The organism is Glutamicibacter sp. V16R2B1 (assembly GCF_005774635.1).
GTDB lineage: Bacteria > Actinomycetota > Actinomycetes > Actinomycetales > Micrococcaceae > Glutamicibacter > Glutamicibacter creatinolyticus.
The window spans coordinates 1-19,741 of sequence record NZ_VATX01000017.1; the positions used below are offsets into that span (position 1 = coordinate 1).

A 19,741-nucleotide genomic window follows, 5' to 3' on the forward strand; every position below is an offset into this window, starting at 1 on the left:
GCCAAGCTGAGCTACACCCCGATCAGTAGGCTTTGAGTTCCACCCAAGGCAGAACATAAAGACACTAATCACATGGTCATTTCGAACTGTGCCGCGAAGGCTGTCCGGGATTGGCCACAAGAGACAAATTTACACTGCGCGAAACTGAAAACAAAATCTGCGGCGGATTGTGATTGAGCGTGTTCATTGCCCCAATTACCGGCGAAATTCCGCGGAATCAGGGGAAATTATCCCTACCACTCCTGGCCCTTGCAGGCCTGCCGCGACTCCGGCGCTGACCGAGTGGCTGTGATAACCACGACACGCAGCGTGAAGAGACCGTGATTTGCGGGGAAACAGAAACAGGACCCCGAGTGAACGGGATCCTGTCGGTGGAGGGGATGACGGGAATCGAACCCGCGTCATTAGTTTGGAAGACTAAGGCTTTACCATTAAGCTACATCCCCAGATTCCGCAGCGGCGGTGCCGCGAACAGGAATCAGTCTAGAACACTTTTCTTGACTAGCGCAAATCCGGGGTTATCCAGTTCCGACTAGGGCTCTCATTTCCCACTGCAGGGCACGCGCGAGCCGCTGACCGCGCAGATCACCGACCAGTGGCTGGGCCGGCTGGACGCTTGCGCGGCGGTCGCTGGCAGCGAGTGCACCAATACAGTTTGCGGCCCGCGACCTCCTCGAGCCGGATGGCGGTGCCGCAGCGCCGGCAGGCCTGCCCCTGACGCTGGTAGACGTAGTAGGCGTTATCGGGCCACAGAGGTCCCGGCTCGTTGCGGTCCTCCTGCCAGGTGGTGATGATTTTCCCGTCACGCACCCCGTCCTGCATGATCTGCACAATGTCCCACCACAGCTTCTTGGCCGCCCGGGCGGAGAGCTCATTGGCCGGCAGCTGCGGGCTGATCCGGCAGCGGTAGAGCGACTCAGCGCGGTAGATGTTCCCGACGCCGGAGATCAGCGCCTGGTTCATCAGCACCAGGCCGATGGGCGTGCGGGTGGCCGACAGGTTGTGCCGGAACTGGCGGTACCCGGCCTCCAGTGCGGCCTGCGGGTCGGCGTCCAGGTCCCTGCCCTTGGACTGGTTGAACCGGATCGCGGCTCCAGCCAGGGGGTCCGGCCCGAGCTTGTCCAGTTGCACCTGGACCTGTTCCCACTCCAGCACCTCGCAGGCGCTGGGGCCGCGCAGATCCGCCCAGCCGTGCCCGCTGACGATCCGGGCGCGCACCTGGCCCACCGGCTCGGGCGGGCCCAGGTATTCCCCGTTGGCCTCGGTGGCAACTTCCCGTTCGCCAATGCGCCGGGGCGCACCGATGGAGGAGGCGCCGCGGAAGAACTCGTCCCCGCCAAAGTCGAAGGCTCCGTAGAGCCCAAGATGGATTCGCAGATACAGGTCGTTGGAGAACTGGCAGAACAGTTGCTTGCCCTTGGCCCACGCACGTTCCAGCTGCTGGCCGCTGATGCGTTCGGCGTCGGCGGCGAACCGTCCCTGCGGGGATGAAACCTGAACCGCCTGGCCGGCGAAGACGTCGTCGAATTGGCGGGCCAGGCGGTGCAGTGAATGTCCTTCCGGCACGGCTAGTCGATGACCTCGCCGGTGGTTTCATAGGTGGCGATCTTGCCGATGCGCCGGCTGTGGCGCTCGGCACCGCTGAACGGTTCGGCCAGGAAGGCCTCGATGATGGCGGTCGCTTCCTGCGTCGAGTGCTGGCGGCCGCCTACGGCGACCACGTTGGCGTCATTGTGCTGGCGCGCCAATTGAGCAGTGTCCAGGTTCCAGGCCAGGGCCGCGCGCACCCCTTCGACCTTGTTCGCGGCGATCTGCTCGCCGTTGCCCGAACCACCCAGCACGATTCCCAGCGCCTCAACCCCGGCCCGCTGGTCATTGATCACCGCGCGGGCCGCGTTGATGCAAAAGGCAGGGTAGTCATCTTCCGGGTCGTAGGAGCTCGGTCCATGGTTGACCATCTCGTAGCCCTTGGCGGTCAGGTGCTTGACCAGATGGTCGCTCAGTTCCAGGCCGGCGTGGTCGGTGGCGATGTGCACGCGCATAGGTTGTCCCTCTTCGTGTTTTTGCTTTGATGACATTTTGCCCCGGGGGCGGAGGTCTTCTGTGGCCGCTGCCGTCATTGGCGGCGGGCACCACTCCAGCTTATCCACCGGCGCTGGGGTTCGCGCATTGTGTAGCGTCTTCGCGCAGACTCCCCCGTCGGCAGCGCCTTCCCCGATCGATCGGGGCGGGGCCGGCGGAAGCGGAAATATCCGCCAAATGACTTGCGCCACCCCCTTGCCGCAGTGGCAGAATAGGGACTAGTTGTTCAATAGATATTTCAGATTTCCCTAATGCGGCGCACGAGCCGCATGGATGCGGAGCGAATGCATATGCCCGGAATGAACCTGACCCGTGACGAGGCCATCGAACGCGCCAACACGCTGCGTGTTGAAAGCTACGAGGTGGAGCTGGACCTGACCAAGGGTGAGCGGGTCTTCGGCTCACGCACCACAGTGCGCTTCACCGCTACCGCAGGCGCTTCAAGCTTCATCGACGCGGTCACCGACACCGTCCGCTCGGTCACCCTGAACGGTACCGAACTGGATCCCTCCGAGGTCAGCGACGGCGTACGCATCCAGCTGCCGCACCTGGCGGCGGAAAACACCCTGGTGATCGACGCTGATGCGCTGTACATGAACACCGGTGAGGGCCTGCACCGTTTCGTGGATCCGGTGGATGACGAGGTTTACCTGTACACCCAGTTCGAGGTGGCCGACTCACGGCGCATGTTCGCCGTCTTCGAGCAGCCGGATTTGAAGGCCAGTTTCCAGTTTTCCGTCACCGCCCCGAAGCACTGGAACGTGGTCTCCAACTCCCCCACCCCGCATCCGCAAATGCTGCAGGAGGGCAAGGCCCGGTGGGACTTCTCCCCCACCCAGCGCATTTCCTGCTACATCACCGCGCTGATCGCCGGACCGTACCAGGTGCAGCGCGATTCGCTGGTTTCCCGCGATGGGCGCACCATTGAATTGGGCGTGTTCGCCCGCTCCTCGATGATGGAATACCTGGATTTCGAGAACATCATCACCGTCACCAAGCAGGGCTTTGAGTTCTTCGAGAAGAACTTCGCCGTGCCCTACCCGTTCGTGAAATACGACCAGCTCTTCGTCCCGGAGTTCAATGCCGGAGCCATGGAAAACGCCGGGGCGGTCACGTTCCTGGAAGACTACGTCTTCCGCTCACGTCCCACCCACGCCATGGTCGAACGCCGGGCCATCACCATCCTGCACGAGCTGGCGCACATGTGGTTCGGCGACCTGGTCACCATGAAGTGGTGGAACGACTTGTGGCTGAACGAGTCCTTCGCGGAGTTCATGTCCACCCTGGCTGCGGCGGAAAACACGGAATTCACCAGCTCCTGGACCACCTTCAACATGTTGGAGAAGAACTGGGCCTACCGCCAGGATCAGCTGCCCTCCACCCACCCGGTGGTCGCCGAGATGCGGGACCTGGCCGACGTGGAGGTCAACTTCGATGGCATCACCTACGCCAAGGGCGCCTCCGTGCTGCGCCAGCTGGTCGCCTTCGTGGGCCAGGAGGAGTTCATGGCCGGGGTGCGCAGCTACTTCGCCAAGCACGCCTGGCAGAACACCGAACTGCCGGACCTGCTGCGGGAACTGGAGACAGCCTCCGGCCGCGACCTGAGCAACTGGTCCGGCCAGTGGCTGGAAACCGCCGGGGTCAACACGCTCACCGCCGCCATCGAGGCCAATGAGAACGGAACCATCACCGACTTCAGCATCCGGCAGAGCGCGGTCACCGACTACCCCACGATCCGCGACCACCGTCTGGCCGTGGGCTTCTACAGCCTGAATGACTCCGGCCAGCTGGTGCGCACCCACCGCGAGGAACTGGATGTCACCGGCGAAAGCACCCCGGTGCCCGCACTGGTGGGACTGCAGCGTCCAGACCTCGTGCTGCTCAACGACGACGACCTGACCTACGCGAAGATCCGTCTCGACGAGCGTTCCCTGGCCACCGCCACGAAGCATCTGAAGGACTTCACGGAGTCCCTGCCGCGCACCCTGGTCTGGAGTGCCGCCTGGGATGCGGTGCGCGATGCCGAGGCCCCGGCCAGCACCTATGTGCAGCTGCTGCTGAACAACATCGGCCACGAGGTGGACTCCTCGGTGATCATGGTGCTGCTGCGCCAGCTGAACACCGCATTGGACTTCTACGTGAACGAACAGGCACGCGAACAGTCGGGCATCGACGCCGCAGACCGACTGTGGGAGCTGGCCGGCAACGCCGAGCTGGGCTCCGACGCGCAACTGCAGTTCACCCTGGCCTACGCCAAGCGCGCCCGCACCGAAGCCCAGCTGGATGCCGTGGCCGCGCTGCTGGAGGGTTCAGCGAGCCTGCCGGGGCTGGAGGTGGACACCGACCTGCGCTGGTCGCTGATCAGCGCCCTGTCCGCCGGTGGACGCCAGAGCCCGCAGCAGCTGCAGGCCGCCCTGGGCAGCGACTCAACCGCCAAGGGCAAGTCCAGCTGGTACACCGCCCAGGCGGCCCGGCCCACCGCCGAGGCGAAGGCGGAGGCGTTCGAGCAGATTCTGTCCGGAACGCTGTCCAACGACAACCACGGCGCGGTGATTGCCGGCTTCAACATGGTTCATGACCCGCAGCTGATTTCCGGCTACACCGAGCGCTACTTCGCCTCGATCCTAAAGAAGTGGACCGGCCTGTCCCATGAGATGGCCAAGCAGATCGTGGTGGGGCTCTACCCGTCGCAGGAGGTCTCACAGGCCACCATCGAGCGCACCGACCAGTTCCTGCAGGAGCTGGGCGAACAGCACCCGGCCCTGCGCCGCCTGCTGCTGGAAAGCCGCGCCGACATCGTCCGCGCCCTGCAGGCCCGGCAGGCCGACCAGGCCTGATCCCCCGGGTGACGCCCATGGCGTGGTCCACGGCCGCCGGCTGTGGACCACGCCATACCCGTTTGTGGGCGAACCATGGGAGAATCGGGCCATGGACCTCTCGCGACACAACTACCAGATTTCCATGCGCTGGACTGGTAACCGCGGCGAAGGCACCACCGGGTACCGCAGCTACGGTCGCGAGCACATCATCAGCGCCGCCGGGCTGCCCGATATCGCCGGCACCGCGGATCCCACCTTCCACGGGGACGCGCAGCGCTGGAACCCGGAGCAGCTGCTGCTGGCGGCCCTGAGCCAGTGCCACATGCTCTCCTACCTGCACATGGCGGTCAAGCATTCGCTGGTGGTCACCAGCTACGCGGACCATGCCAGCGGCACCCTGAAACTGAACTACGACGGCAGCGGGCAGTTCACGGAAGTCACCCTGCGCCCCGCGGTGGGGCTGCAGGATGAATCACAGCGCGAACTGGCCGATGCCCTGCACGCGCAGGCCAACAAGGTCTGCTTCATCGCCCGCTCGGTGAACTTCACCGTGCACCACGAACCAGTCATCCCCTCATCAGGAAAGTAGACATGAGCGAAGCCAACCCGTTGACGCCCCGCGTAGTGAACAACCCGTTCAACAACCCGGTGGTGACCGGCCCGTCGTCCCAGGAGTTCCTGGACCTGGCCACCGAGCCGGTCGACGCCGCCGAATACGGTGGAACCTTCTACGAGGAGGTCGGGGGCCGCCCGGTCTTCGCCGAGCTCACCCGGCTGTTCTACGCCTCGGTGGCAGAGGACGCGGACTTCCGGCGCATGTACCCCGAACAGGACCTGTACCCGGCGCAGATCCGCCTGCAGCTGTTCCTGGAACAGTACTGGGGCGGGCCCAAGACCTATTCGGAGCACCGCGGGCACCCGCGGCTGCGGATGCGCCACGTGCCATTCCACATCGACTCGCACTACCGCGACGTGTGGCTCGAGCACATGAACAAGGCCATCGACCAGTTGGAACTGCCGATGCTGCACGCCGAAACGCTGCGCGACTACTTCGAGCGCGCCGCACATTCGCTGGTGAACCAGCCCGACTGAGTCGCCACGGTCCGGCATCAACGGCACCAAACCCAAGGCCTGCAGCGAAGTGATCGCCGCAGGCCTTTGGCCTGCTCAGGCATTGCGGCTGGGAGCCTGAGCCCCTAGAGCAGGGAGTTGCTGCGCCGCACCAGCACGTGGCCGCGCGGACCGCTGACCCGCAGCCAGCTGCCGCTGCGGTAGACCGCACTGGTGCCCGCCTCGGTGATGAAACCCAGCGAATGCATCGCAAACCCCGCCCCGAGGGGAAGCTGGAGGCCGCCGGGCAGGTTCGTCTCGGGCAACGGCGAGGACCAGATGCGCTGGCGCACCTGGGTGATGACCGGGGCTCCGGGGTTCTCCGGCAGCGCCTCGGTTACTGCGTTGATCCCGCTGCGCGCCGCTTCGGCCAGGTGCGCGTCGCTGATCTGGCCCACCGGTTCCCAGCCCGCGACCGGCACCTGGATGCCGGCCCACGCCGGGTTCTCCTCCACCGGGGGCAGGGTGAATGTCGTGGAGGTTTCACCCATGCGGGCCAGGCGGTCCTGGATGGAGGCCAGCGAGTAGCAGGCATTAAGCTGTCGCGGCGCGGCCAGGCGGTGCACCCGCATGCCCAGCACCGTAAAGTCCCCGCCGTCGACCGACCCCTTGGCCAGCACCGGAACATAGACCGCCAGGGCGGTGCCCCGGGCGACGAACTGTGCCGCGTCATCCTCGATGCTCTTGGCCCGGCTCACAAAGCTGGCCAGGTCCTTCACGGCGGAAATGTCACCCAAAATCAACGCTTCACTTGACATGTTTTCATGCTCTCACGTTTCTGCGGACCCGAGCCCGGCGATGTGATGATTTAGGCATTTGGCGCGGAATCGGGCAATATCTACTCATAAACCGACTTGTGCCGACACACTGGAAGTTACTATTTCGTAAGGATACTCTTTTCCACAGATAGCCTCTGATTCGCACGCGCACCACACCGAGGAGTACACATCGTGGCTGATGACAGTCAGAACACCCAGACCCTGCTGAAGCTGTTGGATCTGAACGGGATGGAGGCGCGCACCGACGAGGACATCTTCGTCGGCCATACCCCGCACCAGTCCCGTCCAAGGGTGTTCGGCGGACAGGTCTTGGGCCAATCGGTGATCGCCGCCACGCGCACCGTGCCGGAAGACCGGCAGATCCACTCCATGCACGGATACTTCCTGCGCCCGGGAGATACCCATGTGCCGATCACCTTCGGGGTCGAGCGGATGCGTGACGGGCGCTCCTTCTCGGCTCGCCGTGTGCACGCCTACCAGAACGGCAAACCAATCCTGTCCATGATCGCCTCCTTCCAGGAACCGGCCGAGGGCCTGGAACACCACGACCCGATGCCGCAGGGAGTCCCGGACCCCGAGACCCTGCCGACCACGGCGGACCTGCTGGGCAAGATCAATCACCCGGTCGCCCGCGAGTGGGCCTTCGAGCGCCCCTTCGACATCCGCCACGTCACCGAGCCGATCTACTTCGGCCCCACCAGCGAACGGACCGCGGAGAGCGCGGTATGGCTGCGGACCACCGGGCCGATGCCCGATGACCCGGCACTGCACCGCGCCGCCCTGGCCTACGTCAGCGACTACACACTGCTCGAACCTGTGCTGCGCCGCCACGGGATCGGCTGGACCCGGGAGGACATGAGCGTGGCGAGCCTCGATCACGCCATGTGGTGGCACCGGGACTTCCGGGTCGATGACTGGCTGCTGTACGTGCAGCGCTCCCCGTCCGCTTCCTCGGCCCGCGGGTTGGGCACCGGCAGCATCTATGACCGTTCGGGCCTGCTGGTCGCCACCGTCGCCCAGGAGGGCATGGTGCGACTGCCCGAGGGCGAACTGGACTGAACCCGCGCCCCCACGGGAGGATCGGCGCGCACGAGCGCCGGCGTCCCCGCGTGGGTCACACTAATGGGCCCGGTGTTGACCGGGCCCATTTGCCGTTGGCGCCTACTTGCGCTGTCCCTGCTCCAGGTGCAGCGCGGTGGACAGCCCCAGATAGCGGCGGTCCTGGTACAGCAGGTGTTGATCCGTCGGTCCGTGGAAGATGTCCAGGATCTCGGCCGCGATCAGCCGCGAACCGCCCACCTGCAGGGAGCTGTGCATGCGGGCGCGCATCGCGACCGGCGCCTGGTCGAAGTACGGTTCACCGTTCTCCAGGTACTGCCACTGCTGTTCGGAACTGAAACGCTCCCCATCCGGGCGGGCGAACGCGTCGGCGACGCTGCTGTGCTGCTCGCCAAGCAGGTGAATCATGAAGGTCGGCGACTGCAGAAGTGCCCCGGCCGAGCCCGAGGAACGGGTGAGGGAAAAGGACACGGCAACGGGGTCGATCGACAACGAGGCCAGGCTGGAAATAGTCAGCCCCACGGGCCGTCCATGCGGGTTCGCGGTTACCAGGGCCACTCCCGCTGGATGGGAACGGAACGCCGCACGGAAATCGTCAGCCAGGCTGCTCATGGATCGCTGCTCTCAATTCTTTGAAACCTCATCTTGTCGGCCATCCTAGACCACGGGAATGGGATGGCCGCCTGTCATGAACGATCCTAGAACCTCAAGTAGACTTGAGGTCAACGCGAAAGGTTCGGAGGTGCCCAATGTCACACTCGTCACGCCAGGAGGCCACGGCCGCCGATGAGCTGCTGACCATCGGGCAGGTGAGCGAGCGCACCGGCGTCGCCCGTTCGGCGCTTCACTACTATGAGCAGCTCGGCCTGGTTGGTTCCCTGCGCACCGCCGGGAACCAACGGCGTTATCCCCGGCATATGATTCGGCGCATTACCCTGATCTCCGTCGGAAGGAACCTGGGGATCGCGCTGGAGGACATTGCCAGTGCCCTGGAGCCGGTCCCCCTGGATCGCCGCCCGAGCGAAGCCGATTGGCAGCGCGCCTCCCAGGCCTGGATCAAAATCCTGGAACAGCGCCGCCGCGCCATCGAAGAACTGGAAACAAGGCTGACCGGCTGCATCGGCTGCGGCTGTTTGTCCATGCAGGCCTGCCAGTTGCTGAATCCACAAGACGAGCTGGCCACCGAGGGCGTGGGGCCACGTCGGCTGGCCGCCCAGGAGCCCGGCGCCTGCGATTAACGCGATCCGCCCGCCACCCTTTGACAGGGCGGCGGGCGGTACAACCAATCGGAGAAGATCAGTCGCGGGTCAGGCGGCGGTGGGTGACGCGGTGCGGCTTCGCGGCATCCGGACCCAGGCGGTCGACCTTGTTCTTCTCGTAGGAATCGAAGTTGCCCTCGAACCAGTACCAGTTTGCGGGATCCTCTTCGGTGCCCTCGTAGGCCAGGATGTGGGTGGCCACGCGGTCCAGGAACCAACGGTCGTGGGAGACGACCACGGCACAACCGGGGAAGTCCAGCAACGCGTTTTCCAGGGAGGACAGGGTCTCAACGTCCAGGTCGTTGGTCGGCTCGTCAAGCAGCAACAGGTTTCCGCCCTGCTTGAGGGTCAGCGCCAGGTTCAGGCGGTTACGCTCACCACCGGAGAGCACCCCGGCCTTCTTCTGCTGGTCCGGGCCCTTGAAGCCGAATGCCGAGACGTAGGCACGCGAGGGCATTTCGACCTGACCGACCTGGATGTAGTCCAGGCCATCCGAAACCACTTCCCACAGCGACTTTTCGGGGTCGATGTTCTCACGGTTCTGGTCCACGTAGGAGATCTTGACGCTGTCGCCAATCTTCAGCGTTCCGCCGTCCAGCTCCTCCAGACCAACAATGGTCTTGAACAGGGTCGACTTGCCAACGCCGTTGGGGCCGATCACGCCAACGATGCCGTTTCGGGGCAGGTTGAAGGACAGCCCGTCGATCAGCACGCGGTCGCCGAAGCCCTTCTTCAGGTCCTGGGCCTCGATCACCAGCTGGCCCAGACGGGGGCCCGGTGGGATCTGGATTTCTTCGAAGTCAAGCTTGCGGGTGCGCTCGGCTTCCGCGGCCATTTCCTCATAGCGAGCCAGACGTGCCTTCGACTTGGTCTGACGGCCCTTGGCGTTGGAGCGGACCCAGTCGAGTTCCTCGGCCAGGCGCTTGGCCAGCTTCGCATCCTTCTTGCCCTGAACGGCCAGACGCTCACGCTTCTTCTCCAGGTAAGTGGAGTAGTTGCCCTCGTAGGGGTGCAGACGACCACGGTCAACTTCACAGATCCATTCGGCAACGTGATCCAGGAAGTAGCGGTCGTGGGTAACGGCCAAGACGGCGCCCGGGTAGGAGGCCAAGTGCTGCTCAAGCCACAGCACCGATTCGGCATCCAAGTGGTTAGTCGGCTCATCGAGCAGCAGCAGGTCCGGCTTCTGCAGAAGCAGCTTGCACAGGGCCACGCGGCGGCGTTCACCCCCGGAAAGGTGGGTTACCGGCTCGTCGCCCGGAGGGCAGCGCAGCGCGTCCATGGCCTGCTCCAGCTGGGAATCAATATCCCATGCATCGGCAGCATCAATCGCTTCCTGCAGCTTTCCCATTTCCTCAAGAAGTGCGTCAAAGTCGGCGCCCTCCTGGGACATCTCCTCGGAGATCTGGTTGAAGCGCTGGATCTTCTCGTAGATCTCACCGACGCCTTCCTGGACGTTGCCCAGGACGGTCTTCTCTTCGTTCAGTGGTGGTTCCTGCAGCAGGATGCCCACCGAGTAGCCTGGCGAAAGACGTGCTTCGCCGTTGGACGGGGTATCGATCCCGGCCATAATCTTCAGAATTGTCGACTTACCAGCACCGTTAGGACCCACAACGCCGATCTTGGCGCCCGGGAAAAACGACATGCTGACATCGTCAAGAATGACTTTGTCACCAACGGCCTTGCGGGCCTTGGTCATCGTATAAATGAATTCCGCCATGCTCTTAAGGCTAGTCGCTACCCAGCCCCATTTCCGAATTACCGCGTCACCAATTGGCGCGGGCGGTGCGCAGGGTCACAGGAAGGTTCTGCGCACCGCCTCGGGGAAGCGAAATCACGCGGCATCCGGGTGTTCTTCGGGCCAGTGAGTGACCGTGGGCCCCTCAGGGTTCGCCCTCGTGTCCGGTTGACTGCCCCGGTGGCTGACGCGCTCCTTCTCACCGCCTTCAAAGCGCACGCGGTTGAAGCTCGAGGTACCGAACCTCAGGTCGTGTCCGACCGCATAGGCTTCGACATCGGCGCTGGTTCCCTGCGTGCCGTCAGTGCGCTCGAACTGCCGGATCTGCAGTTTGCCGAAGATGATCACCCGGTCCCCACGCTGCAGGCTTTCCATCGCGTTCTCCCCCAGCGCGCGGAAGCATGAGACCGAAAACCAGTTGGTTCCCGCATCACTCCATTCCCCGGTTTCCGGATCACGCTTCCGTTCGTGGGTAGCCGCACGGAATTTCAAAATGGTGGTTCCTTGGGGTGTGATGCTCAGCTGCGGTTCGGTACCGACCACGGCACGGATGGTTACTAGATCACTCATGGATCAACACTCCTTTGTTGGCTTCGTTCCCGGATTCCCTTACCCGGTCGTGCCACCATGTCTCAGTCATCGATCCGGCGCTGGTGGCGTCGAGCGCTTTGTGGATAGTCGAGGCGGAGGTTGTTTCGTCTTGTCGGGAGCCAATGGGCTAAACTATTTTCGGTCAAGCCTCCATAGCTCAGCTGGATAGAGCAAGAGCCTTCTAATCTCTAGGTCGCAGGTTCGAATCCTGCTGGGGGCGCATCTCACCGAAACCGCCGTCACCTGGATTCCAGGTGACGGCGGTGTTGTTTGAAGCTTCGCATTCAGATCATTGGGGTCAAGCCACTAGGACAGTGCGTTGGACAGCGATCGGCCGGCCTGCAAACCGGAGAACAAGCAGCCACCCAAGAATGTGCCTTCCAATGCGTTATACCCATGCAGGCCTCCCCCGCCGAAGCCGGCCACTTCCCCGGCCGCATAGAGCCCGGGTACGGGCGTTCCGTCGTTGGCCAACACGCGACCGTCAAGGTCAGTTTGGATCCCACCCAGGGTTTTGCGGGTGATGACTCGAAGCCGCACGGCGATTAGTGGACCGGCCTTGGGGTCCAAGATCCGGTGCACCTTCACGGCGCGGGTTGCCCGATCCCCGAGGTAGCGGCGTGCGTTGTGGATGCTCTGGATCTGCTGATCCTTGCCGAAGCGATTGCGTGTCTGCAGATCCCGGGCTTCCACCTGCCGGCGCACAAGTGCATGGTCGATGGGGGTTTGCGGTTCCAGCCGGTTCATCCCTTCCACTAGCTGTTCCAGGGTGCGGGCAACAATGAAATCCTCGCCGTGCTCCAGAAAGGCCTGGATGGGCGCCGGAGCACCACGTGCGAAAAGCCTGTCCATCACCACTCGTCGCCGATCCCCGCTGGTCAGATCCGGGTTCTGCTCTGATCCGGAAAGCGCGAACTCCTTGGCGATGATGCGCTGGTTCAAGATAAACCAGGAGTGATCGTAGCTGTCGATTCCAGGATCCGTGCGAAGGTGCTGAAGGGTACCCATGGTGTCGTGACCGGGCAGGCACGGTGCTCCCATCCGGCGTCCCAGCGCGTCGAGCCACAGGGACGAGGGACCGGGCAGTATTCGAATGCCGTGCCCGGGCCACACGGGATCCCAGTTCTTGATGCCCTCGGTGTAGTGCCACATCCGATCACGATTAACGATTCGGGCTCCGGCGGCCTCCGCCACCTGCAGGCCACTGCCGTCAACGTAGCTGGGCACCCCGGTGAGCATGTGCCGCGGCGCCCGCCCCAGCCGTTCAGACCAATGCTTGCGGATCAGGTCATGGTTGGCCCCGATCCCTCCAGTGGCGATGAGCACTGCCTCGGCCCTGAATTCGAATTCAGCGAGGACTTCACGTGAGGAGCTGACACCTCGCGCCGCACGGTCTTCCCTTAAGACCTGCCCACGCGCTCCGGTAACCGCTCCGTGTGTGGATACCAGATCGGTAACTTTGTGCCGCCCACGGAACACGAGTTTCCCTTCGTCACGAGCGCGCAGAACCTTCTCGGCAAATGGTGTCGAAACGCCGGTTCCGGTCCCCCAGGAAACGTGAAAGCGCGGGACGGAGTTCCCATGCCCCTCGGCTCTCCCGTCGCCTCGCTCTGCCCACCCGACAATGGGAGTCAGCTCGATGCCTTGGCGGCGTATCCATTCCCGCTTCTCACCGGCAGCGAATTCCACATACGCCCTGGCCCACCGCTCGGCCCATTGGTCTTCATCGTCAAGACGGTCAAATTGGGCGCTCGACGTCCAATCGCTCCAGGCAAGATCCAGCGAATCCCTGATTCCGAGCCGACGCTGTTCGGGCGAGTCAACCAGAAACAACCCGCCGAACGACCAGTGCGCCTGGCCTCCCAGGTTCGCCTCGTTTTCCTGATCAAGGACGAGGACCCGCAAACCCGCCTCGACCGCTTCACAGGCGGCCACGAGCCCGGAAAGGCCAGCACCAATGATCAGCAGGTCCGCATGCTCTGTCTGGTGCACGGTATTGACGCCTTTCCCCGATGGGCCGCGCCGCGGCGGCTTTCCTCGACCCTACTGGGTAGTTCTCCTCGTGAGAAGGGTGTGAATCAGTACTAGTCGGCCACTTTGGCAGCGGAGGCCGCGGCCTGTTCGGCGTCCAGCATCGAGTCGGTGCCGCGCCCGGTAGTGCGGGTGTGTGAGCGGAAAGCTCCACAGAGGATCATGAGCACGATGACCACGGCCGGAAGAATCCAGCCGGTCCACCCGGAGATGGTCATGCTGGTGGGGTCAAGGAATCCACCGAATGCCAGGAAAAGCACGCCGAAACCGACGCTGGCGTTGAACACTCCATGAGCCAGCGCTGCTGGCCACACCGAATTGCTGTACAGGCGCAGCCAGCCCAGCAGCGCACCGAAGACGATGCACATTCCGGACATGCAGGCGATCGCTACCGGCCCCGAGGAGTACGGGTAGTTGTACCCCAGCAGCAACAGGGGTGCATGCCAGACGCCCCAAACCACCCCGGAGATCAGAATCGCCGGAACGGACCCCAGGCGCAGCAGCCGTGGAAAGAGCCACCCGCGCCACCCGATTTCCTCCCCCAGCGCCGGTATCGCGTTGAGGAATCCTCCCATCACCGCAAAGCCCAGTTGGGTCCAGAGGAATTCGCTCGCGCCAGTGCGTCCGGCCAGAATTCGCACCGTCGTCAGGTGCTCGAAATCTGCCGGGTAGACACCCAGCAGGTCACCGACGAACAACGCCTGGAAGATTAGCGCCAGCGGGATCACGATGGCCAGCAGCACGCCGAAGAGAAAGCGGCCCAGGGGACGGACGGGCCACAATCCCACGTTCCTCGCAAAGCCGCGCAGGCGTCGCTGAAAGGCGCTGACAATCACTGCCGCCACGGCCGGAGTCCACATCATGACGACCGCGATCCAGGTGAACTGCGGGTGCTGCAGCCCCGGCCCCAGCCAGAGCGGAAGCGCAACGAGCCAGGCCAGCCCCATGCTAAGAACGACATACCAGAGCACGGGAACAAGCCAGTGTACTTGACGCTGCTTCATTTCATCTCACTTAGACAGGGGCACGAGTTCGATCTTGCACCTAGTCAACCAGATTCGGAAGCAGCAAGGAGCAACGCCACTGAAACCACGGCGCCAATCCCTGCGCTGTGCGTGCGCGCCGGAGCGCTCGTCCCGCGAAGCGAATGGATTCCATTACTCCCGCCTTCGCGTCGGTAGAGGACGCGCGCCTGCCGCGCATGCCAGAGTGCGGCAAGAGCCGCGGCTCTTTCTCGCGACCAACCACTTCGAAAAGTGATTCATATAACACCAGCGTGAGGAAATTGCGAAGTGGAGCTGTGAGTTGGGTTTGCCGCACCTCAAACATTGCCCAATTGTTGGTCTTCCCGGGAGCCGTCTGTTGATACATCAGCAATTGAGGGGATAAAATCAAAGTACTGTAGATATTTGGAGGTTTCTCTCATGGCCATCGCCGCCAAGCCAGCCAGCCGGTTTACCGGCGAACGCCTGGGCATCAGCCTGGTGTTCTTTTTGGCCGGGCTTTGGTATGCCTCCTGGGTGGGCCGACTATCGGTCATCGGCGATGTTTTTGACTTCTCCAGCAGTGGGCTCGGCGCATTCCTGGCGTGCCTGACGGCCGGCTCGCTCGTAGGGCTATCGGTCGCCCCGATGCTGATTCGCCGTTTTTCGATCCGGAACCTTTTGTTCTACCTTCCCCTGGCGCTGGCGATCGGCCTGTTGCTCATGGGGCTGTCCATTTCCACCTTCGTCGAACCGGTTCTTGCCTACGTCGTGCTGTTGGGCAGCGGAATCATCTTCGGAACTTTGGACGTGGCCATGAACGTCTACGGCGGAGGCGTCGAACGCCGTCAGGGACACAGCATCCTGCCCTCACTACACGGATTTTTCAGTCTTGGAACCCTGCTCGGCGCCGGTGCCGCCACCGCCACTATTAGTCTGCAGTGGCCAAGCCTCTGGCATTTCAGCGTCATCTCGCTGATTATCGCGGCACTGGCGGTCTGGTCCACAACCCTGGTCGCGGATGAGACCCCGACTCCCGCGCCCATGCCGGTCACCGAAGAATCCTGGTCTTCCAACGCGGCAAGCGGAAAATACACGCGATACACGCTGCTGCTGTTGGGGCTGATGGTAGCCGGCCTGAGCTTCACTGAAGGAGCGGCCAACGACTGGCTGGCGGTCGCCACCAATACCGGCCACGGGTTCTCCCACTCCCTCGGCGCGCTGGTCTTCACCCTCTTTGTCGCGGCGATGACCCTGGGGCGCTTCACCGGCGGTCAGATCGTGGACCGCCTGGGTTCGGTGCGGGCTCTGCTGCTCATGGGCGGCATCGGGCTGTTCGGCGTGGCGTTGTTCATCGCCGGAGACAGCGCCTGGAGCATCGGGATGGGCGCGCTCTTCTGGGGACTGGGCAGTTCACTGGGATTCCCGGTGGGAATGTCCATCGCCGCCTCGCATTCCAAGCACCTGGGGCCCCGGGCGGTCAGCATCGTCAGCGGCTTCGGCTACGGGGCGATGCTCAGCGGTCCACCACTAATCGGGCTGCTCGGTGACCACATCGGCATCCTGCCGGCCCTATGGCTCCCGGCCCTGGTGATGCTCGGCTCCCTGCTGCTCACCCCAATCGTCGGCAAACCTGCGCGGCGAGAAGCGAAAAAGGTTATACCGGCAGCAGAGCCCGGTCCTTGATGTTGCGCATGACAATGGTGCTGGTCAGCTTCTCCACTCCGGGAAGTTCGACCAGCACGTCGTCATAGAGTTGCTGATAGCTGGGAAGGTCAGCGGCATAAACCCGTAAGAGGAAATCCGGTTCCCCAAAGAGCCGCTGCGCTTCGACGATGAAATCCACTTCCTCCACGGCGGCTTCAAACTGCTTCATCTCCGAACGGTTCTTCAGCGTCACGAAGACCAGCGCCTCAAACCCCAGCCCCACCAACTTCGCGTCGACCACCGCCTGGTAGCCGCTGATAACTCCGCTTCGCTCCAGCTCCCTGATGCGTCGATGACACGGCGCCACGGTGAGGCCAACTTTTTCAGCCAGCGCGGTGGCGCTGAGCCTGCCGTCCCTCTGAAGCTCTGCGAGGATGGCCCGATCCAGCTGATCCATGCCGCTTTTCCTTCCTATGCGCAAATAAATTGTCAATTTCAACCTGCTTCACCTATTATCTTGCGCTAGGAGCGGGTAAAGGGAGAAACTTCGCAAGCACATTTCGGCGTTTTTTGCCTAGCGTTGAGGCAGAACGACCGAACGGAGAAACTCATGGACCCCTCGCTCCTGGCAGGCTTTGCGCTTGTCTCGCTCACCCTGGCGTGCACCCCGGGAGCCGATTGGGCCTACATCATCTCCTCGGCGATCTCCCGTCGCTCCTTCGTTCCGGCCGTGATCGGCCTGCTGGTGGGGTACCTGTTTCACACCGCACTGGTGGCAGCCGGGATCGCGGCGCTGGTGGCAGGATCCCCGCAACTACTCAGCTGGCTGACCGCCATCGGCGCGCTTTACCTGTTCTGGCTGGGGATCAGCACCCTGCGCAATTGGAAGTCGGCCGCATTCCATGACGGACCACTGGAGGAAATCGAAGCAGAAGACCGCCTCGAAATGGCTGATGCTTCCGCACCGCAGCCAACATCCGGAACCCTGACCATGATTCGCAAACCAAAGTTGCGCCGTGCCACCCCGCGCGCCGATTTTGCCAAGGGCCTGCTGACCAGCGCGACGAACCCCAAGGCCCTATTGCTGTACGTTGCCCTGATCCCGCAGTTCATCACCGAGGCCGCCGCGTGGCCACTGGCGTTGCAGACCACGCTACTGGGACTGCTGCACTTCACGGTGTCCATTGGCGTGTACTTCGCGGTGGCACTCGGAGCGCGCATCCTGTTGCGCAGTCGGCCGCTGGCCGCCCGTGTCGTGACCGTCCTTAGTGGGCTGATCATGATCTGCCTGTCCATTGGACTGATCTTCGAGCAGATCCTGCTGAAGTAGGCCCGACCGCAGATTTGTTGCAGCATCCGCCTCCAGTAGGCGCCGGGGCTTTCGGTCGACTTGCAGCCATAACGTGACGATTCTTGAACACTGATCAAGACAATTGAACAGTGATCAAGTATGCTCTTGCTTGACGGTTCCACGGAACCGGGCACAGCCGCCGCAGGACCTCAGGAAGAATCGCATGACACAGCCCCGCACCACCCCGATTCCACGCGAACTCCACTTTCAGGGTACGCCGGGGCAGGACCAGCTTTCCGCACTCCCCCAGATCCCGCAGCTGAGCATCGACCACGTGTCCGTGCAGCGGGCAGGCACACTGGTGTTGGATGACATCAACCTGACCCTCAACGAATCTCGCATTGGGGTAATTGGTCCGAACGGTGCGGGCAAGTCCACACTGGTGCGCCTGCTCAACGGCCTGGTTCTGCCCAGCACCGGTACCGTGCGAGTGGGCGAACTGAGCACCACCCGGGACGCGAAGAAGGTGCGACGCGATGTCGGGTTCGTGTTCCAGAACCCGGCCAACCAGATCATCATGCCCCTGGTCGAGGACGACATCGCCTTTGGCCTGAAGAACCTGCGCCTGCCGGCCAGCCAACGCCGCGAACGAGTCAGCGCCACCTTGCATGAACTGGGGATCAGCCACCTGGCGCACCGCGAAAGCCACACGCTCTCCGGGGGTGAACAACAGATGGTGGCGCTGGCCGCCGTCCTGGCCATGGACCCGAAGGTCATCGTCTTTGATGAACCCACCACGATGCTGGATCTGCGCAACCGTCTGCGATTCCAGCGGGAGATCGCGCGGCTGCCGCAACGCTGCCTGGTGGTCACCCACGACCTGGAGCTGCTCGAGGACTTCGACCGGGTGCTCGTGGTCACCGACGGCGGCATCGGCTTCGATGGCCCCCCGTCCGCAGCGGTGCAGTACTACCGCGACTGGAGCGCCCAATGATAACGGCCCACAATGACTCATGGCTTGGCCAGGTGCCGGCCGGCGCGAAATTCCTGGTGCTGCTTCTGGTGAGTATCGGCCTCTACCTGATCCCCAGCTGGCGCATCTTGGCGGCCGCCCTGGTCGTGGCGGTATTCCTGATGCTCTCCGCCCGGGTGCCGTTGCGCAGCCTGAGACTGCCGCTAATCACCCTGGTGGTCATCGTGGGGCTGGTCTTTGTGGTGATGGGGCTGCAGACCGACTGGAACCAGGCCGCGGTGGCGGCTCTGCGCCTGCTCACATTATGCGTCTGCGCCTATACGGTCAGTCTCACCACGACGTTCGACCAAATGCTCGAACTGTTCCAGCGCATTGTGGCGCCGCTGCGCCACGTCGGCGCGAATCCGGCGCAGATCGCCCTCGGGTTGGCCCTGGCCATCCGCTTCATCCCCGAACTCAAGCGCATTTACCTCGAAGTACGCGAGGCCCAGCACGCCCGCGGACTGGGCAACAACCCGTTGGCCGTCTCGGTCCCACTGGTCATCCGGGCCCTGCGGGTTGCCGATGAGACCGCCGAAGCCCTCGACGCCCGCGGCTATGACAGCGTCGAGGCGGGCCAGCAGGCCCGAACTCGCCCACAACGCCACGCATAGCCGGCCCGAACCACACCGGCCGGGCCTTGCTCGGCAACCAGAAATTCAGCCTCTTCCCATCCACCCTTGATCCAGGAAGCAACAATGAACCACACTCCTTCAGTCAGAGACTCCGCCAACGGCAGCTCGGCGCGACCGTCGAACCTGCCGGAAAACCCTGGCCGTTCCAACGCCACCAGGGACACCGTTCTGGTGGCCGTGTTCGCGGCCCTGATCGCCGCGATGGGCCTGGTACCGCCGATCACCTTGGGTGTGATCCCCGTTCCGATCACACTGCAGACCCTGGGTGTCATGCTTGCCGGAGCCCTGCTGGGCCCCTGGCGCGGCATGCTGGCCAATCTCACCCTGGTGGCATTGGTGGCCGCGGGGCTTCCGCTGTTGGCCGGCGGCCGTGGAGGGCTGGGCGTCTTCGCCGGTCCGACCGGCGGCTACCTGCTGGGCTGGGTTCTCGGTTCGCTGCTGATTGGCCTGTTGTTCAAGTACTGGGTGCTGCGGTGCCACAGCAAGGGCGCACAGCTGGCCGCTGGCCTGGTGTCCACCGTCATTGGCGGCATCCTGGTGATCTACGTCTGCGGCATCCCCTGGACCACCATGGTCACCGGCATCCCGATGGGCACCTCGGCCCTGGGCTCGCTTGGCTTCCTGCCCGGTGACCTCTTCAAGGCCGTCCTGACCACCGTGGTGGCCGTGACCGTGCACCGCAGCTACTCCGGACTGATGAAGTAG

Annotated in this window: 19 protein-coding genes and 2 tRNA genes; 11 read left to right on the forward strand and 10 right to left on the reverse strand. The window is 63.5% G+C overall.

Translation table 11 applies throughout. The features are described from left to right. Positions 1–372 precede the first annotated feature (372 nt). From FDN03_RS12865 to FDN03_RS12875, 3 genes are all read right to left on the reverse strand, one after another. Positions 373–446: transfer RNA gene (locus FDN03_RS12865), tRNA-Gly, on the reverse strand. 139 nt (positions 447–585) lie between these two features. Next, positions 586–1,566 carry a zinc finger domain-containing protein gene (locus FDN03_RS12870; protein ID WP_138177732.1) on the reverse strand — a complete coding sequence of 327 codons (981 nt, stop codon included), beginning with the start codon at positions 1,564–1,566 and terminating at the stop codon, positions 586–588. Between the two features lie 2 nt (positions 1,567–1,568). Further along, positions 1,569–2,042, reverse strand: coding sequence for a ribose-5-phosphate isomerase (locus FDN03_RS12875; RefSeq protein WP_138177734.1), 474 nt, complete (start codon positions 2,040–2,042; stop codon positions 1,569–1,571). A 330-nt stretch (positions 2,043–2,372) separates the two neighbouring features. Between FDN03_RS12875 and pepN the strand changes: the two genes are divergently transcribed. The 3 genes from pepN (at position 2,373) to FDN03_RS12890 (ending at position 5,993) form a co-directional block, all read left to right on the forward strand. Beyond that, complete coding sequence (pepN, locus tag FDN03_RS12880; protein WP_138178083.1) at positions 2,373–4,919, forward strand: aminopeptidase N; 2,547 nt, start codon at positions 2,373–2,375, stop codon at positions 4,917–4,919. A 91-nt stretch (positions 4,920–5,010) separates the two neighbouring features. After that, entirely contained in the window at positions 5,011–5,490 is a 480-nt protein-coding gene (locus FDN03_RS12885; protein WP_138177736.1) for an OsmC family protein, read from the forward strand. A gap of 2 nt (positions 5,491–5,492) precedes the next feature. Further along, positions 5,493–5,993: a globin gene (locus FDN03_RS12890; RefSeq protein WP_138177737.1), complete on the forward strand. Its 501-nt coding sequence runs from the start codon at positions 5,493–5,495 to the stop codon at positions 5,991–5,993. Between the two features lie 104 nt (positions 5,994–6,097). Here FDN03_RS12890 and FDN03_RS12895 read toward each other — a convergent pair whose 3' ends face one another. Continuing rightward, complete coding sequence (locus tag FDN03_RS12895; protein ID WP_138177739.1) at positions 6,098–6,769, reverse strand: hypothetical protein; 672 nt, start codon at positions 6,767–6,769, stop codon at positions 6,098–6,100. Positions 6,770–7,018: 249 nt separating this feature from the next. Here FDN03_RS12895 and FDN03_RS12900 point away from each other — a divergent pair, with 249 nt between their 5' ends. After that, positions 7,019–7,849: an acyl-CoA thioesterase II gene (locus FDN03_RS12900; RefSeq protein WP_138178085.1), complete on the forward strand. Its 831-nt coding sequence runs from the start codon at positions 7,019–7,021 to the stop codon at positions 7,847–7,849. A gap of 102 nt (positions 7,850–7,951) precedes the next feature. Here FDN03_RS12900 and FDN03_RS12905 read toward each other — a convergent pair whose 3' ends face one another. Further along, positions 7,952–8,461: a flavin reductase family protein gene (locus tag FDN03_RS12905; RefSeq protein WP_054820713.1), complete on the reverse strand. Its 510-nt coding sequence runs from the start codon at positions 8,459–8,461 to the stop codon at positions 7,952–7,954. Positions 8,462–8,598: 137 nt separating this feature from the next. Between FDN03_RS12905 and soxR the strand changes: the two genes are divergently transcribed. Continuing rightward, positions 8,599–9,087, forward strand: a complete 489-nt coding sequence (gene soxR, locus FDN03_RS12910; RefSeq protein WP_138177741.1) for a redox-sensitive transcriptional activator SoxR — start codon at positions 8,599–8,601, stop codon at positions 9,085–9,087. A gap of 58 nt (positions 9,088–9,145) precedes the next feature. Here the strand turns inward: soxR and ettA are convergent, their stop codons facing one another. Together ettA and FDN03_RS12920 are read right to left on the reverse strand one after the other, a co-directional pair. After that, a complete protein-coding gene (gene ettA, locus FDN03_RS12915; protein WP_138177744.1) occupies positions 9,146–10,828 on the reverse strand; it encodes an energy-dependent translational throttle protein EttA in 1,683 nt (560 codons plus the stop codon). A 114-nt stretch (positions 10,829–10,942) separates the two neighbouring features. Further along, positions 10,943–11,416, reverse strand: a complete 474-nt coding sequence (locus FDN03_RS12920) for a single-stranded DNA-binding protein (protein ID WP_054820712.1) — start codon at positions 11,414–11,416, stop codon at positions 10,943–10,945. A gap of 167 nt (positions 11,417–11,583) precedes the next feature. Here FDN03_RS12920 and FDN03_RS12925 point away from each other — a divergent pair. Further along, a tRNA-Arg gene (locus FDN03_RS12925) sits at positions 11,584–11,657 on the forward strand. Positions 11,658–11,743: 86 nt separating this feature from the next. On the opposite strand, the gene FDN03_RS12930 is transcribed toward FDN03_RS12925, so the two are convergent. Then, positions 11,744–13,429 carry an FAD-binding dehydrogenase gene (locus FDN03_RS12930; RefSeq protein WP_138177746.1) on the reverse strand — a complete coding sequence of 562 codons (1,686 nt, stop codon included), beginning with the start codon at positions 13,427–13,429 and terminating at the stop codon, positions 11,744–11,746. A gap of 92 nt (positions 13,430–13,521) precedes the next feature. After that, positions 13,522–14,415, reverse strand: coding sequence for a CPBP family intramembrane glutamic endopeptidase (locus tag FDN03_RS12935; RefSeq protein ID WP_249354566.1), 894 nt, complete (start codon positions 14,413–14,415; stop codon positions 13,522–13,524). 477 nt (positions 14,416–14,892) lie between these two features. Here FDN03_RS12935 and FDN03_RS12940 point away from each other — a divergent pair, with 477 nt between their 5' ends. Next, positions 14,893–16,137, forward strand: coding sequence for an MFS transporter (locus FDN03_RS12940; protein ID WP_138177750.1), 1,245 nt, complete (start codon positions 14,893–14,895; stop codon positions 16,135–16,137). On the opposite strand, the gene FDN03_RS12945 is transcribed toward FDN03_RS12940, so the two are convergent. Beyond that, the gene (locus FDN03_RS12945) at positions 16,109–16,555 is read right to left on the reverse strand and encodes an Lrp/AsnC family transcriptional regulator (protein ID WP_054820708.1); all 447 of its coding nucleotides are present in this window, start codon (positions 16,553–16,555) and stop codon (positions 16,109–16,111) included. The two genes, FDN03_RS12940 and FDN03_RS12945, sit on opposite strands and share 29 nt — an antisense overlap. Before the next feature lie 153 nt (positions 16,556–16,708). Here FDN03_RS12945 and FDN03_RS12950 point away from each other — a divergent pair, with 153 nt between their 5' ends. The 4 genes from FDN03_RS12950 (at position 16,709) to FDN03_RS12965 (ending at position 19,741) form a co-directional block, all read left to right on the forward strand. Further along, the gene (locus FDN03_RS12950; protein WP_138177752.1) at positions 16,709–17,428 is read left to right on the forward strand and encodes a LysE family translocator; all 720 of its coding nucleotides are present in this window, start codon (positions 16,709–16,711) and stop codon (positions 17,426–17,428) included. A 184-nt stretch (positions 17,429–17,612) separates the two neighbouring features. Next, on the forward strand, positions 17,613–18,383 hold the full coding sequence (locus tag FDN03_RS12955; protein ID WP_138177754.1) for an ABC transporter ATP-binding protein: 771 nt from the start codon (positions 17,613–17,615) through the stop codon (positions 18,381–18,383). Then, positions 18,380–19,015, forward strand: a complete 636-nt coding sequence (locus FDN03_RS12960) for an energy-coupling factor transporter transmembrane component T (RefSeq protein ID WP_138177756.1) — start codon at positions 18,380–18,382, stop codon at positions 19,013–19,015. Before FDN03_RS12955 ends, FDN03_RS12960 begins: the two co-directional genes overlap by 4 nt. Positions 19,016–19,099: 84 nt before the next feature. After that, positions 19,100–19,741, forward strand: coding sequence for a biotin transporter BioY (locus FDN03_RS12965; protein ID WP_138177758.1), 642 nt, complete (start codon positions 19,100–19,102; stop codon positions 19,739–19,741).

Bases quoted from the DNA above. Each gene is read 5' to 3' on its own strand.
- FDN03_RS12875 (WP_138177734.1), bottom strand. From the start codon at position 2,042: ATGCGCGTGCACATCGCCACCGACCACGCCGGCCTGGAACTGAGCGAC.
- pepN (WP_138178083.1), top strand. From the start codon at position 2,373: ATGCCCGGAATGAACCTGACCCGTGACGAGGCCATCGAACGCGCCAAC.
- FDN03_RS12885 (WP_138177736.1), top strand. From the start codon at position 5,011: ATGGACCTCTCGCGACACAACTACCAGATTTCCATGCGCTGGACTGGT.
- FDN03_RS12890 (WP_138177737.1), top strand. From the start codon at position 5,493: ATGAGCGAAGCCAACCCGTTGACGCCCCGCGTAGTGAACAACCCGTTC.
- FDN03_RS12895 (WP_138177739.1), bottom strand. From the start codon at position 6,769: ATGTCAAGTGAAGCGTTGATTTTGGGTGACATTTCCGCCGTGAAGGAC.
- FDN03_RS12900 (WP_138178085.1), top strand. From the start codon at position 7,019: ATGGAGGCGCGCACCGACGAGGACATCTTCGTCGGCCATACCCCGCAC.
- FDN03_RS12905 (WP_054820713.1), bottom strand. From the start codon at position 8,461: ATGAGCAGCCTGGCTGACGATTTCCGTGCGGCGTTCCGTTCCCATCCA.
- soxR (WP_138177741.1), top strand. From the start codon at position 8,599: ATGTCACACTCGTCACGCCAGGAGGCCACGGCCGCCGATGAGCTGCTG.
- ettA (WP_138177744.1), bottom strand. From the start codon at position 10,828: ATGGCGGAATTCATTTATACGATGACCAAGGCCCGCAAGGCCGTTGGT.
- FDN03_RS12920 (WP_054820712.1), bottom strand. From the start codon at position 11,416: ATGAGTGATCTAGTAACCATCCGTGCCGTGGTCGGTACCGAACCGCAG.
- FDN03_RS12935 (WP_249354566.1), bottom strand. From the start codon at position 14,415: ATGGGGCTGGCCTGGCTCGTTGCGCTTCCGCTCTGGCTGGGGCCGGGG.
- FDN03_RS12940 (WP_138177750.1), top strand. From the start codon at position 14,893: ATGGCCATCGCCGCCAAGCCAGCCAGCCGGTTTACCGGCGAACGCCTG.
- FDN03_RS12945 (WP_054820708.1), bottom strand. From the start codon at position 16,555: ATGGATCAGCTGGATCGGGCCATCCTCGCAGAGCTTCAGAGGGACGGC.
- FDN03_RS12950 (WP_138177752.1), top strand. From the start codon at position 16,709: ATGGACCCCTCGCTCCTGGCAGGCTTTGCGCTTGTCTCGCTCACCCTG.
- FDN03_RS12955 (WP_138177754.1), top strand. From the start codon at position 17,613: ATGACACAGCCCCGCACCACCCCGATTCCACGCGAACTCCACTTTCAG.
- FDN03_RS12960 (WP_138177756.1), top strand. From the start codon at position 18,380: ATGATAACGGCCCACAATGACTCATGGCTTGGCCAGGTGCCGGCCGGC.
- FDN03_RS12965 (WP_138177758.1), top strand. From the start codon at position 19,100: ATGAACCACACTCCTTCAGTCAGAGACTCCGCCAACGGCAGCTCGGCG.